Here is a 13,431-nt window from a genome sequence, read left to right on the forward strand (position 1 = left end):
TAGGTCACCGACGCGCAACTGTTCCTGCTTGGGGCCAAGCATAGCGCCTGGTTAGAATCAATCTACAAATTGCCGCCAAGTATCTTTTACACAAGGCCTTTTATCAACAACTGCGCCAGCTGCACCGCATTCAGTGCGGCGCCTTTGCGCACGTTATCTGACGTCAACCACAGATTTAGTTCCGCCGGATCGTCCACTCCCGCACGCACTCGGCCGACGTAGACTACATCCTGGCCGACGGCATCACCCACGGCAGTCGGGTAATCCCCCTCCTCCACCCGCTCAATACCCGCTGCGGCGTCGAGAGCGCGGTTGACGACGGCGAGGTCGACCGGCGAGCCCAATTGCAAAGACACAGTCAAGCTATCGCCAAAAAACACCGGGGCTTGAACGCAAGTCGCGGAAATCTTTAGTAAAGGAGTTTCCAGCACGGCGCGCAGTTCGTGTACGAGGCGCTTCTCCAGCTCTGTATGACCCTGGGCGTCCGGCGTGCCGACTTGTGCCAGCAGGTTGAACGCCATCTGCCGATCAAAGAATTTGGGCTCCAGGGGGCGCACATTCAGCAGTTCGGCGGTTTGGCGCGCCAGTTCGCTGACCGCTTCACGGCCCTGAGCAGACACCGCCAGGTTAGCGGTAACGCTGACACGTTGGATATCCAGCACACCGCGCAGCGGCGCCAGGACTACCGCCAGGTTGGTGGCGGACGGGCTCGGGCTGCCGAGTTGGAAAGGCTTTTTCAAACCGTCCAGCACATGGGCATTGGCTTCCGGCACCACCTGAGGCGCCTGCGCGGCCGGCAATGCGCCCGATAAATCAATCACCGAACAGCCGGCTGCCGTGGCACGCGGGGCGAAGCTCAGGGTCACCGCCGGGCCGGCCGCGAAAAACGCCAGTTGCGCCTTGCTGAAATCAAACTCATCGACTTCCCGCACGCGCACGTTCTTGCCACGGAACGGCACCGACGCGCCCGCAGAGTTACTGCCCGCCAGCAGATACAGGGTGCCCACCGGGAAAGCCAGTTCTTCGAGGATCTGCACCAGGGTTTCACCGACGGTGCCGGTGGCGCCGATCACGGCGATATCAAAGGTCTGGGTCATGGGGGCTGCCTCGGGCATTGCGGGGGGGAGCGGCACTTTACCGGGTGGTTGGGGGTGAGGCAATTAGCCCGGGGCTTGCGGTGTAGCTGACGGCGCTATCGGGGGCAAGCCCCCTCCCACAGTGAACAGCCTTTCAACGTTGGAATTCGGTCGAATGTGGGAGGGGGCTTGCCCCCGATAGCGCCCGAAAGAACAATAAAAAACCCGCGCCTGTCGCCAGTCGCGGGTTTTTCCTAGTGCCTTACGCGATCAACGCTCCAGCAGAATCCGCAGCATGCGGCGCAGCGGTTCGGCCGCGCCCCACAGCAGTTGGTCGCCGACGGTGAACGCGCCCAGGTACTGGGTGCCCATGTTCAGCTTGCGCAGACGTCCCACCGGTACATTCAGGGTGCCGGTGACCTTGGTCGGGCTCAGCTCCTGCATGCTGATGTCGCGGTTGTTCGGCACCAGCTTGACCCATGGGTTGTGCTGGCTGATCAGCCCTTCGATATCGGCGATCGGCACGTCTTTGTTCAGCTTGATGGTCAGCGCCTGGCTGTGGCAGCGCATGGCGCCGATGCGCACGCAGATGCCGTCCACCGGAATCGGGCTCTTGAAGCGACCGAGGATCTTGTTGGTCTCGGCCTGGGCCTTCCACTCTTCACGGCTCTGGCCGTTCGGCAGTTCCTTGTCGATCCACGGGATCAGGCTACCGGCCAACGGTACGCCGAAGTTCTCGGTCGGGTACGCGTCGCTGCGCATGGCTTCGGCCACACGGCGGTCGATGTCGAGGATCGCGCTGGCCGGGTCGGCCAGTTGATCGGCGACGGCCGCGTGGGTCGCGCCCATCTGCTTGATCAGTTCGCGCATGTTCTGCGCGCCGGCGCCGGACGCCGCCTGATAGGTCATGGCACTCATCCACTCGACCAGGCCGGCTTCGAAGAGGCCGCCCAGGCCCATCAGCATCAGGCTGACGGTGCAGTTGCCACCGATGTAGTTCTTGGTGCCCGCGTCGAGCTGCTGGTCGATGACCTTGCGGTTGACCGGGTCGAGAACGATCACCGCATCGTCCTGCATGCGCAGGCTGGATGCAGCATCGATCCAATAACCCTGCCAGCCGGCTTCGCGCAGCTTGGGGAAGACTTCGCTGGTGTAGTCGCCACCCTGGCAGGTCAGAATCACATCGAGAGTTTTCAGCTCTTCAATGCTGTAGGCGTCCTTGAGCGGAGCAATATCCTTGCCCACGGACGGCCCTTGGCCGCCCACGTTCGAAGTGGTGAAAAACACCGGCTCAATAAGATCGAAATCCTGCTCTTCCAGCATCCGCTGCATGAGCACGGAACCGACCATACCGCGCCAACCGATCAGACCTACACGTTTCATCGCAACTACACCTTGTTAAAAAGTGGGCCGACTTGCAGCAATAACTGCAAGCGGGCCGGAGAGATTACAGATTCCGCAGCGCGGCGACTACTGCGTCGCCCATTTCTTGCGTACCGACTTTGGTGCAACCCTTCGACCAGATGTCGCCAGTGCGCAAGCCCTGGTCCAGCACCAGGCTCACGGCCTTCTCGATGGCGTCCGCTGCGTCGCTCAGATTGAAGCTGTAACGCAGCATCATCGACACCGACAAAATAGTCGCCAACGGGTTGGCAATGCCAAGGCCTGCGATGTCCGGCGCCGAACCGTGGCACGGCTCGTACATGCCCTTGTTGTGGGTGTCCAGGGACGCCGACGGCAGCATGCCGATGGAACCGGTGAGCATCGACGCCTGGTCGGACAGAATGTCGCCGAACAGGTTGTCGGTGACGATCACGTCGAACTGCTTCGGCGCGCGCACCAATTGCATGGCGGCGTTGTCGACGTACATGTGGCTGAGTTCGACATCCGGGTAGTCCTTGGCGACTTCCTCGACGATTTCGCGCCACAACTGGCTGGAGGCCAGGACGTTGGCCTTATCGACCGAGCAGATCTTCTTGCCACGCACGCGGGCCATGTCGAAACCGACCCGGGCGATACGGCGGATTTCGCTTTCGCTGTACGGCAGGGTGTCGTAGGCCTGGCGCTCGCCATTCGGCAGTTCGCGCACACCGCGTGGCGAGCCGAAGTAGATACCGCCGGTCAGCTCGCGCACGATCAGGATATCCAGGCCCGCCACCACTTCTGGCTTGAGGCTCGACGCGTCGGCCAGTTGCGGGTAGAGGATCGCCGGGCGCAGGTTGCCGAACAGGCCCAGTTGCGCGCGGATCTTCAGCAGGCCGCGCTCAGGGCGGATGTCACGTTCGATCTTGTCCCATTTCGGGCCACCCACAGCGCCGAGCAGCACGGCGTCGGCCGCACGGGCGCGGTCCAGGGTCTCGTCGGCCAGGGGCACGCCGTGCTTGTCGATGGCCGCGCCGCCGATCACGTCGTGGCTCAATTCGAAGCCCAGGTTGTACTTGGTGTTGGCCAATTCCAGGACTTTGACCGCTTCGGCCATGATTTCCGGACCAATACCGTCGCCTGGGAGAATCAGAATCTGCTTGCTCATGCGTTCCTCATTTCATCGTGCGACCCGCCCAGGGGCAGGTCGGGAAAAATACTCAGCGTTCGGCCCAAACCACCAGCACGTCGGTGCTGAAGGTGCCGTCGGCTTGAATTTCATAGTAATCGCGGACTTCCTGGCCCATCGCCTGTTGCAGCTCCAGGATCGCCGCGCGCAAGGCCGGCGGCGTGCGCATGCGCTCGACCCACGAGGTGTATTCCAGGCGCAGGCGCTGGCGGCTGCTGTTGCGCACATGCAGACCGGCTTCGCTGAGCTGGCGCATCCATTCGGCGGCGGAGTAATCGCGCACGTGGCTGGTGTCGCGCAGCACTTCGACGGTTTGCAGGTAAGTGTCCAACAGCGGGCTGCCCGGTGACAAGACATCGACAAACGCCGCCACGCCACCCGGCTTGAGCACCCGGCGCACTTCGCGCAGGGCCAGGCCGAGGTCGCTCCAATGGTGCGCCGAATAGCGGCTGAACACGAAGTCGAATTCGCCATCGGCGAACGGCAAGCGCTCAGCGGCGCCGTGTACCGTGCGGATATTACCCAAGCCACGGTCCACGGCAGCGGCTGCGACCACGTCAAGCATTTGCTGGGACAGGTCATAGGCCACCACTTCTTTTACCAGCGGCGCCACATGGAAGCTGACATGACCGGCACCGCAGCCCAAATCCAGCAGTCGCGCAGCGCGGTGCCCGGCCAGTTCGGCCTGGAGCAGCGCGAATTCAGTGCCTTGGGCGTGTACGGCACTGCTCAGGTAGGCCGAGGCCTGCTCGCCGAATTGTTTTTGCACGACTTGGGTGTGGGCGGCTTTGGTCATGGGAGTTTCCTCAATGGACCTTGTGGTGTTTGTTCTGGCGCCATCGGGGGCAAGCCCCTCCCACATTTGAAGGTGTTCACACATCAAAATGTGGGAGGGAGCTTGCTCCCGATGGCGGCGGTCCTGCCTAGATCACATCAAGCGTCGCGAAACAACCAAGGCTGGCTGGCCCGGTGCTTGGTTTCAAACGCGGCAATCGCATCGCCGTCCTGCAAGGTCAAGCCGATGTCGTCCAGGCCGTTGATCAGGCAGTGCTTACGGAAAGCATCGACTTCAAAGTGATACACCTTGCCGTCCGGACGAGTCACGGTCTGCGCGGCGAGGTCGACGGTCAGTTCGTAGCCGGGGTTGGCTTCCACTTGCTTGAACAGTTCATCCACTTCGGCATCGCTCAAGATGATCGGCAGCAAGCCGTTCTTGAAGCTGTTGTTGAAGAAGATGTCGGCGTAGCTCGGCGCGATGATGCTGCGAAAACCATATTCTTCCAGAGCCCACGGCGCGTGTTCGCGGCTGGAGCCGCAGCCGAAGTTTTCCCGCGCCAGCAGCACGCTGGCACCCTGGTAACGTTCGGCGTTGAGCACGAAGTCCTTGTTCAGCGGGCGCTTGGAATTGTCCTGGTAGGCGTAGCCCACGTCCAGGTAGCGCCACTCGTCGAACAGGTTGGGGCCGAAACCGGTGCGCTTGATCGACTTCAAGAACTGCTTGGGGATGATCTGGTCGGTGTCCACGTTGGCACGGTCCAACGGCGCGACAAGACCTGTGTGTTGGGTAAAAGCTCTCATCGGGTATTCCTCAGATCAATTCGCGAACGTCGATGAAACGACCGTTGACGGCAGCGGCGGCGGCCATGGCCGGGCTGACCAGGTGGGTACGCCCACCGGCGCCCTGACGCCCTTCGAAGTTACGGTTGGAGGTCGACGCGCAATGCTCGCCGGACTCCAAGCGGTCCGGGTTCATCGCCAGGCACATGGAGCAGCCCGGTTCACGCCATTCAAAACCGGCCTCGAGGAAGATCTTGTCCAGGCCTTCCGCTTCGGCCTGGGCTTTCACCAGGCCCGAACCCGGCACCACGATGGCTTGCTTGATGGTCGAGGCGACTTTGCGGCCCTTGGCGATCACCGCCGCGGCGCGCAGGTCTTCGATCCGCGAGTTGGTGCAGGAACCGATGAACACGCGATCCAACTGAATGTCGGTGATCGCCTGGTTGGCTTTCAAGCCCATGTACTTCAAGGCACGCTCGATCGAACCGCGCTTGACCAGGTCGGTTTCCTTGGCCGGGTCCGGCACGTTCTGGTCGACGGCCAAGACCATTTCCGGCGAGGTGCCCCAGCTGACTTGCGGCTTGATCTGGCTGGCGTCGAGTTCAACCACGCTGTCGAACACGGCATCGGCATCGGAGACCAGGTCTTTCCAGGCCTCAACGGCGGCATCCCAGTCGGCGCCTTTCGGGGCGAAAGGACGGCCTTTTACGTAGTCGACGGTTTTTTCATCCGCCGCCACCATGCCCACGCGGGCACCGGCTTCGATGGACATGTTGCAGATGGTCATGCGGCCTTCGATGGACAGGTCGCGAATAGCGCTGCCGGCGAATTCGATGGCATGACCGTTACCGCCGGCGGTGCCGATCTTGCCGATCACGGCGAGCACGATGTCCTTGGCGGTCACGCCAAACGGCAATTGGCCTTCAACGCGTACCAGCATGTTCTTCATTTTCTTGGCGACCAGGCACTGGGTGGCGAACACATGTTCCACCTCCGAGGTGCCGATGCCATGGGCCAGGGCGCCGAACGCACCGTGGGTGGAGGTGTGGGAGTCGCCGCAGACCACGGTCATGCCGGGCAAGGTGGCGCCCTGCTCCGGGCCGATCACGTGAACGATGCCCTGACGCACGTCATTCATCTTGAATTCGGTGATGCCATATTCGTCGCAGTAGTCGTCGAGGGTCTGCACCTGCAAACGCGACACGGTATCGACAATGGCGTCGATCCCGCCCTTGCGCTCCGGGGTGGTCGGCACGTTGTGGTCCGGGGTGGCGATGATCGAGTCGACGCGCCAGGGCTTGCGCCCGGCCAGTCGCAGGCCTTCGAACGCTTGGGGCGAGGTCACTTCATGGATGATGTGACGGTCGATATAGATCAGCGACGAGCCATCGTCGCGCCGTTTCACTTCATGGGAATCCCAAAGCTTGTCGTAAAGCGTTTTGCCGGCCATCAGTCGGTCCTCATCAGCGGTCTTTCTATGCCCCGGGTCTTGAGACATTCAATAACCCTTTGGCTTGTGAGGCTGATGGTATGGCGCTACATTAAATAACTCAAATTCATATTTTTTATGCTTTGGATTACCAACTGGAATACCACAATGGACCTGGCCAACCTCAATGCCTTTATCGCCATCGCCGAGACCGGCAGTTTCTCCGGCGCCGGCGAGCGCCTGCACCTGACCCAACCGGCCATCAGCAAACGCATTGCCGGCCTGGAGCAGCAATTAAAGGTGCGTTTGTTCGATCGCCTGGGTCGTGAAGTCGGCTTGACCGAAGCCGGGCGTGCCTTGTTGCCGCGCGCCTATCAGATTCTCAACGTATTGGACGACACCCGGCGCGCCCTCACCAACCTCACCGGCGAAGTCAGCGGGCGTCTCACATTGGCCACCAGCCACCATATCGGCCTGCATCGCCTGCCGCCGATCCTGCGCACCTTCACCCGGCAATACCCCAACGTTGCGCTGGATATTCAGTTTCTCGACTCGGAAGTGGCCTACGAAGAGATCCTGCATGGCCGCGCCGAAGTGGCAGTGATCACCCTGGCGCCCGAGCCGCACAACCTGGTGCGCGCCACCCCGGTGTGGGACGACCCGCTGGATTTCGTGGTGGCGCCCGAGCACAGCCTGACCCACAACGGCTCGGTCAGCCTGGCGGACATCGCCGGGCACCCGGCGGTTTTTCCCGGTGGCAACACGTTTACCCACCACATTGTCAGACGCCTGTTCGAGGCCCAGGGCCTCACGCCGAACATCGCGATGAGCACCAACTATCTGGAAACCATCAAGATGATGGTGTCCATCGGCTTGGCGTGGAGCGTATTACCGCGCACCATGCTCGATGATCAAGTGGCAAGTATCGCTTTGCCAGGCATACAACTCAGTCGCCAGCTAGGCTATATCGTGCATACCGAAAGGACGCTGTCGAACGCTGCGCGGGCTTTTATGAGCCTTTTGGATGCACAGGTCGATCTGCCAGGGACACCGGCATGAAACTGTGCGGCCTCAAGGCCTGAGCAAAACCGCGCCGAACGCCCATCGAGCCAAGGCTTTTTGATAATGCGCAATCCCGTCGACCCAATGCCACCCCTGCCCCGCATTTACGCCCTGGACCCTGAAGAGGCGGAACAAAGCTGGGACAGCGCCCCGCAACTGCTGGCAGCGCTTAACGCTGCACGGTTGGGTGCGTGGTGCTGGGAAATCGATACCGGGCGTATCAGTTGGTCACGGGGCACCCAGGCATTGTTCGGTTTTGACCCGCGCCAACCGTTGCCCAAGGATCTGGATTACCTGGACCTGCTCGCGCCAGAAGACCGCGCCCGGGTGGTCCGCGCGTTTCACGCGGTCGTCGCCGGCGAGCCATTCGAGCAGGCCATGCACCATCATATCCAGTGGCCGGATGGCAGCCAGCACTGGCTGGAAATCAATGGCAGCCTGGCACCGGACAAAGCCGGCCGGCGCCGCATGATCGGGGTGATCCGCGAGACCACCCGCCAGCGCGAACGGGAACACGCCCTCAGCCATTCCGAAAAGCGCTTCGCCACGCTGTTTCACCTGTGCCCGAACATGGTCCTGCTCACCCGCCAGTCCGACGGATTGATCAGCGAAGCCAACCAGTATTTCGAAATCCTCTTCGGCTGGCCGGTCGCCGACGCCATCGGTCGCACCACCCTGGACCTCGGCCTGTGGCGCCACCCCGAACAGCGCGCACAACTGGTCAAGGCCACCCAGCGCAAGGGCGAACCCATCACCATGGAAGTGCGGTTCTGTGCCAGCAACGGGCAGATCCACGACGGCACGCTCTGCGCACAGAAAGTCGAACTGGAGGGCGAGGCCTACCTGATCAGCACCTTTCTCGACACCACCGAGCGTAAAAACGCCGAACAAGCCTTAAAGGACAGCCAAGAGCGCCTGGACCTGGCCCTGGACTCGGCGCAATTGGGCACCTGGGACTGGCACATTCCCACCGGCATGCTCTACGGCTCGGCACGCGCGGCCCAACTGCACGGCCTGCCGTCCGAGGCGTTCCATGAATCGTTCGAAGCGTTTTTCGAGGGCATGCCCAAGGAAGAGCGTGAGAATATGCGCAATGCCTATCGCACCCTGCGCGAAGGCCCAGCCGGCAACTATCAGCTGACGTACCGCGTACCACTGGAAGACGGCAGCTCGCGCTACCTGGAAAGCCGCGCACGCCTGTACCGCGACGAGCGAGGCGCGCCGCTGCGCATGGCCGGCACCCTGCTGGACATCACCGACCAGGTCGAGCGCGAACAACGCCTGAGCGCCTCCGAAGAAAAGTTCGCCAGCCTGTTCCAGGCCAGCCCCGACCCGATCTGCGTCACCTGCCTGGACAGCGGCGAGTTCATCGAGATCAACCCCGCGTTCACCCAGACCTTTGGCTGGACGGCCGCCGAAGTGATCAACATGAACGCCGAACAGATCGGCCTGTGGGACGAGTCGAGCCAGCGCCTGCAACGCATCGAACAGGTGATTCGCGACCAGGCACTGAGCAACGTGGCCATCGTTGCGCACCACAAAAGCGGCCAGGCCCTGACCTGCGTGATTTCCAGTCGTCTGATCAAGGTCGGCGACCAGCCGTGCATCGTCACCACCCTGCGCGACATTACCCAGCAGCAACGTTCCGAGGCCGCGCTGAAGGCCAGCGAAGAAAAATTCGCCAAGGCCTTTCATTCCAGCCCCGACGCGATTTCCATCACCGAACACGACACCGGCCGCTATGTGGAGGTGAACGACGGCTTCTGCCGCCTGACCGGTTTTCGCGCCGAAGACGTCATTGGCCTGACGCTGTACCAGGTCGGCATCTGGGCCGATGAAAACCAGCGCGCGGTGCTGCTGGCCGAACTGCAACTCAAAGGCCGTATCCGCCATTTGGAAATGCTCTGGCACAACAAGCGCGGCGATGTGCTGGCGGTGGAGGTTTCAGTCGAGCCGATCACCCTCAATGAAACCCCCTGCCTGCTGCTGACCGCACGGGATGTGAGCCTGTTGAAAAACGCCCAGGCGCAGATCCGCCACCTGGCCTACCACGACCCGCTGACCAACCTGCCCAACCGGGCGCTGCTGATGGACCGCCTGAGCCAGCAGATCGCCCTGCTCAAGCGCCATAACCTGCGCGGCGCATTGCTGTTTCTCGACCTCGACCACTTCAAGCACATCAACGATTCCCTCGGCCACCCGGTGGGCGATACCGTGCTGAAAATCGTCACCGCACGCCTGGAAGCCAGCGTGCGCATGGAAGACACCGTCGCGCGCCTGGGTGGCGATGAGTTCGTGGTGCTGCTCAGCGGCCTGGAAGGCACGCGCACCGAAGTCAGCGCCCAGGTTCAGGAACTGGCCGATACCCTGCGTGAATTGCTGTCCGAGCCGATGTTCCTTGACGGCCAACGCCTGCAGGTCACGCCGAGCATTGGCGTGGCGCTGATCCCCGATCATGGCTCGACCCCAGCCGACTTGCTCAAACGTGCTGACATCGCGTTGTACCGGGCCAAGGATTCGGGGCGCAACGCCACGCAGATGTTCCACAACAGCATGCAGAAAACCGCCAGCGAACGACTGCGCATGGAAACCGACCTGCGCCTGGCCCTGGCACGCGGCGAATTCAGCGTGCATTACCAGCCCCAGGTGGACGCGCGCGGCAATAAGATCGTCGGTGCCGAGGCGCTGGTGCGTTGGCAGCATCCGCAATTGGGCGCGCAGGCGCCGTCCGAATTCATCAAGGTGCTGGAAGACAGCGGCCTGATCCTCGAAGTTGGCACCTGGATACTCGATGAAGCGTGCGCCGCCTTCGAGCAGTTGATCAAAGAAGGCAAGGTGGACCCGCAGAATTTCAGCCTGTGCGTGAACATCAGCCCTCGACAGTTTCGCCAGGACGACTTTGTCGAACGGGTCGAGCGCAGCCTCAAGCAGCATTCACTGCCCTACTGCCTGCTGAAACTGGAAATCACCGAAGGCATCGTGATCCAGAACCTCGATGACACCATCAGCAAAATGCTGCGCCTGAAAAAGCTCGGCGTCAGTTTTGCGATGGACGACTTCGGCACCGGTTACTCATCGCTCACCTACCTCAAGCGCTTGCCGGTGGATGCGCTGAAGATCGACCAGTCCTTTGTGCGCGATGCCACCCACGACCCCAACGACGCCGAAATCATCCGCGCTATTGTGGCCATGGCCCAGAGCTTGAACCTGGAGGTGATCGCCGAAGGCGTCGAAACCCCCGAGCAACTGGCGTTCCTGCAAAAGCTGGGCTGCCACTTGTTCCAGGGCTATTTGCACAGCCGGCCATTACCGATAGAAGGGTTCAGGCTATTGCTGGATTAAGGCTCAGACCAGCTTCAGGGCCCGAAACCCAGAATTCATCCAACGCGATGAGGCCAAGTCGTGCTTTTCTCCATAGAAATCCAGCACCCCATCGATCACCGCCACCGAATGCCCATTGTCCGCCAGGGTGCCGATCGCACCCTTGGCCAACTCTGCGACCGTACTTTCACGCAAGTAGCCAAACAACCCGAGGCGGCGCAGCGCTTCGCCTGGGAACTCACCATCGTTGAGGGTACGCAGAGCCGCCGCGTAACTCTCGCGGGCACGAAAATCGTTGTTCTCGATCTGCGCGCGTTTGGCACTGACCGCGTATAAAAAGTGGGCGGCATCCAGCAACGGCCGATTACTGCCATAAAAGTCCGACTCGGCGGCGGCCTGGCGCACTTCCTCGTGGGTCAGTTGCAGCCGAAAGGCGTCTCGCATGACCACGTCATACCCGGCCGGCGTGATGTGAACCTGCTTATAGATCCCCCTGGGGTCCTGCCCGAACCGGATCATCGCCGCCTTGATCGCCGATACCGTGACGCAATTGCCTTCTACCCCTTGGTAAAATCCACTCCAGACGTCCGCAGGCCGGATGCTCGGGACCACAGGGACGGCGTCACGATTGCTCGGAGGCGACGCTTGATCGTTGAACAACATGTACCCGTAACCCCGATCCGCCTTTTGCGGTGTGCCACCGTCATGCCTGATCCCCTCGCGCACCAGTACCGCCCCGCGGTTATGGGTTTCCAGTACACCGACCGCCCCCTGGCCCGCCATATCGCTCACCGAAACAAACTGAGACAGGCCAAACACGCCCATACCCTGCAGACAACGCTGGGGAGTCTCGCCCTCGAGCGTCTTCGACAAGGCGGCTTCAAACGTCGCATACCCCTGGGTCAGTTGCTTGCGCTTAACAAAGGCTGCAAACACGAAGTTGGCATCCTCGACCACCTCGCTGTCCGCCCCCGCGAAGCGTGAAGCCTGCGACGCCTGCTGCAACTCCTGGCGGGACAGGTGCAGCTTGAATTCATCCTTCATCGTGACGTCGTACCCGTCCCCCGAAGGTACTAACTCATTAAACATCGCGGCTGGGCGCTGACCGAACGTCATCATCATCAACTTGATCACGGCCGCGTGGGTGCTGCAATCAAAGTTCTCGCCAAACCGCCGCTCGGTCGCATTAAACGCCAAAGCGATATCAGTCGGTTTTTCACCTGCAGGCTTCACCGGAAATACGCGCAAAGCATCGCGCTGCTGGGCCGTTGCATTCACTGAACGGCCACCTGTGGAGATATTCATGCACTGAGTTCCTGACACCTTAAAAAGCATTTGTCGAACAGACAGCCAGATTCAGACTGGCTGCACTGTTCGTCGCTGAACTGAAGACAACCGTCGTCACATTAGGGCTATGGCATCACCCTGCGTGGGGGCTTTTCCCTGTCGGCCCCACAGCTCTTCGCGGCCGTTGATAACCGCTACCGAATGCCTGGCCCGATTGCACATGCCCAACTGCCCCTTGGCGAGTTCACGCACAGAAACCCTTTTCATGTGCTTGCTCAACCCCAACCGCTTCAAACCCTCCCCCGGCCCCCTCTCATCCTCGCCATCATTCAGACTGCGGATCGCCGCACTGAAACTGCGCGCAGCCTTGCCATCGTTGTTTTCGTTCTGGGCACGCTTGGCGCTGACCGCGAAGAGAAATTGCGCGTCTTTGAGCATCTCTTTGTCAGGCCCGGAAAATTTTGCCCCCCGCGCGCCCTCGCTGAGCTCCCGGTCCGTCAGGTTGACGGATACGTCATCGCGCATGACCACGTGATAACCGCGCTCGGTTTTTTTCACTTCCTTGAAAATATCCGTAGGGCTTTGGCCAAACCGGTACATCGCCGCCTTGATGGCCGATACCGTCACACAGTTGCCATCCGGTCCTTGGCGAAAGCCGCTCCAGATGTTGTCGGGCTTCGCGCCATTGCGCTTTCCCGAAAGGCCAGCAATGTTCGCAGCAGGCGCAGGTTGTGGCGCCGCCGGCTCTGGCACCACGCGCGGCACGACCCCAGGTCGTGGCGGGGCTATATCCGGCACGGCTTTATCTTTCTTATCCGACACCAGACTGATTAATTGAGTAAAAAAAGACGTGAACAGTGTCACTAACTTATCGACTGCATCTGAGTTATTCGCCACGCCAGCGCTGTTATCCTGCGCATTTATCGGCCGGGCATTATTTCCAGAGGCCGGATCATTTACGACGCTGTCGAATTGAGGCAATTGTTCATTTTTTGCACTCTTGGAATCAACCGGAAGTAACTGACGCACATCCACGACACGCGCAATATTATTAATTGAACAACACGACATACATGCCTCCACTGGCATGCACTTCCCAAAACATTAAACTTCAAAGAAGTGCGCGCCCTATTCGTTCTTATTAAAAG

The 13,431-nt window shown here is 61.0% G+C and carries 10 protein-coding genes; 2 read left to right on the forward strand and 8 right to left on the reverse strand.

Going from position 1 to position 13,431, the window contains the following annotated elements; genetic code table 11:
• Positions 1–86 precede the first annotated feature (86 nt).
• From J2Y83_RS19225 to leuC, 6 genes are all read right to left on the reverse strand, one after another.
• Entirely contained in the window at positions 87–1,097 is a 1,011-nt protein-coding gene (locus tag J2Y83_RS19225; protein WP_247406537.1) for an aspartate-semialdehyde dehydrogenase, read from the reverse strand.
• 249 nt (positions 1,098–1,346) lie between these two features.
• Positions 1,347–2,459 carry an aspartate-semialdehyde dehydrogenase gene (gene asd, locus J2Y83_RS19230; RefSeq protein ID WP_048718908.1) on the reverse strand — a complete coding sequence of 371 codons (1,113 nt, stop codon included), beginning with the start codon at positions 2,457–2,459 and terminating at the stop codon, positions 1,347–1,349.
• Positions 2,460–2,523: 64 nt separating this feature from the next.
• Positions 2,524–3,606 (reverse strand): 3-isopropylmalate dehydrogenase, encoded by a 1,083-nt coding sequence (gene leuB, locus J2Y83_RS19235; RefSeq protein WP_253397526.1) that lies wholly within the window; start codon positions 3,604–3,606, stop codon positions 2,524–2,526.
• 52 nt (positions 3,607–3,658) lie between these two features.
• Positions 3,659–4,423 (reverse strand): class I SAM-dependent methyltransferase, encoded by a 765-nt coding sequence (locus J2Y83_RS19240; RefSeq protein ID WP_253397527.1) that lies wholly within the window; start codon positions 4,421–4,423, stop codon positions 3,659–3,661.
• 137 nt (positions 4,424–4,560) lie between these two features.
• Positions 4,561–5,205 carry a 3-isopropylmalate dehydratase small subunit gene (gene leuD, locus J2Y83_RS19245; RefSeq protein ID WP_253397528.1) on the reverse strand — a complete coding sequence of 215 codons (645 nt, stop codon included), beginning with the start codon at positions 5,203–5,205 and terminating at the stop codon, positions 4,561–4,563.
• A gap of 10 nt (positions 5,206–5,215) precedes the next feature.
• A complete protein-coding gene (gene leuC, locus J2Y83_RS19250) occupies positions 5,216–6,634 on the reverse strand; it encodes a 3-isopropylmalate dehydratase large subunit (protein ID WP_253397529.1) in 1,419 nt (472 codons plus the stop codon).
• 147 nt (positions 6,635–6,781) lie between these two features.
• Between leuC and J2Y83_RS19255 the strand changes: the two genes are divergently transcribed.
• Both J2Y83_RS19255 and J2Y83_RS19260 read left to right on the forward strand, forming a co-directional pair.
• On the forward strand, positions 6,782–7,672 hold the full coding sequence (locus J2Y83_RS19255) for a LysR family transcriptional regulator (protein WP_247402290.1): 891 nt from the start codon (positions 6,782–6,784) through the stop codon (positions 7,670–7,672).
• Positions 7,673–7,738: 66 nt separating this feature from the next.
• On the forward strand, positions 7,739–11,017 hold the full coding sequence (locus J2Y83_RS19260) for an EAL domain-containing protein (RefSeq protein ID WP_253397530.1): 3,279 nt from the start codon (positions 7,739–7,741) through the stop codon (positions 11,015–11,017).
• 3 nt (positions 11,018–11,020) lie between these two features.
• Here J2Y83_RS19260 and J2Y83_RS19265 read toward each other — a convergent pair whose 3' ends face one another.
• The gene (locus tag J2Y83_RS19265; protein WP_253397533.1) at positions 11,021–12,301 is read right to left on the reverse strand and encodes a hypothetical protein; all 1,281 of its coding nucleotides are present in this window, start codon (positions 12,299–12,301) and stop codon (positions 11,021–11,023) included.
• 96 nt (positions 12,302–12,397) lie between these two features.
• Positions 12,398–13,354 (reverse strand): hypothetical protein, encoded by a 957-nt coding sequence (locus J2Y83_RS19270; RefSeq protein WP_253397535.1) that lies wholly within the window; start codon positions 13,352–13,354, stop codon positions 12,398–12,400.
• Positions 13,355–13,431: the final 77 nt, after the last annotated feature.

Source organism: Pseudomonas marginalis, from assembly GCF_024169655.1.
GTDB lineage: Bacteria > Pseudomonadota > Gammaproteobacteria > Pseudomonadales > Pseudomonadaceae > Aquipseudomonas > Aquipseudomonas paraveronii.

Bases quoted from the DNA above. Each gene is read 5' to 3' on its own strand.
- J2Y83_RS19225 (WP_247406537.1), bottom strand. From the start codon at position 1,097: ATGACCCAGACCTTTGATATCGCCGTGATCGGCGCCACCGGCACCGTC.
- asd (WP_048718908.1), bottom strand. From the start codon at position 2,459: ATGAAACGTGTAGGTCTGATCGGTTGGCGCGGTATGGTCGGTTCCGTG.
- leuB (WP_253397526.1), bottom strand. From the start codon at position 3,606: ATGAGCAAGCAGATTCTGATTCTCCCAGGCGACGGTATTGGTCCGGAA.
- J2Y83_RS19240 (WP_253397527.1), bottom strand. From the start codon at position 4,423: ATGACCAAAGCCGCCCACACCCAAGTCGTGCAAAAACAATTCGGCGAG.
- leuD (WP_253397528.1), bottom strand. From the start codon at position 5,205: ATGAGAGCTTTTACCCAACACACAGGTCTTGTCGCGCCGTTGGACCGT.
- leuC (WP_253397529.1), bottom strand. From the start codon at position 6,634: ATGGCCGGCAAAACGCTTTACGACAAGCTTTGGGATTCCCATGAAGTG.
- J2Y83_RS19255 (WP_247402290.1), top strand. From the start codon at position 6,782: ATGGACCTGGCCAACCTCAATGCCTTTATCGCCATCGCCGAGACCGGC.
- J2Y83_RS19260 (WP_253397530.1), top strand. From the start codon at position 7,739: ATGCGCAATCCCGTCGACCCAATGCCACCCCTGCCCCGCATTTACGCC.
- J2Y83_RS19265 (WP_253397533.1), bottom strand. From the start codon at position 12,301: ATGAATATCTCCACAGGTGGCCGTTCAGTGAATGCAACGGCCCAGCAG.
- J2Y83_RS19270 (WP_253397535.1), bottom strand. From the start codon at position 13,354: ATGTCGTGTTGTTCAATTAATAATATTGCGCGTGTCGTGGATGTGCGT.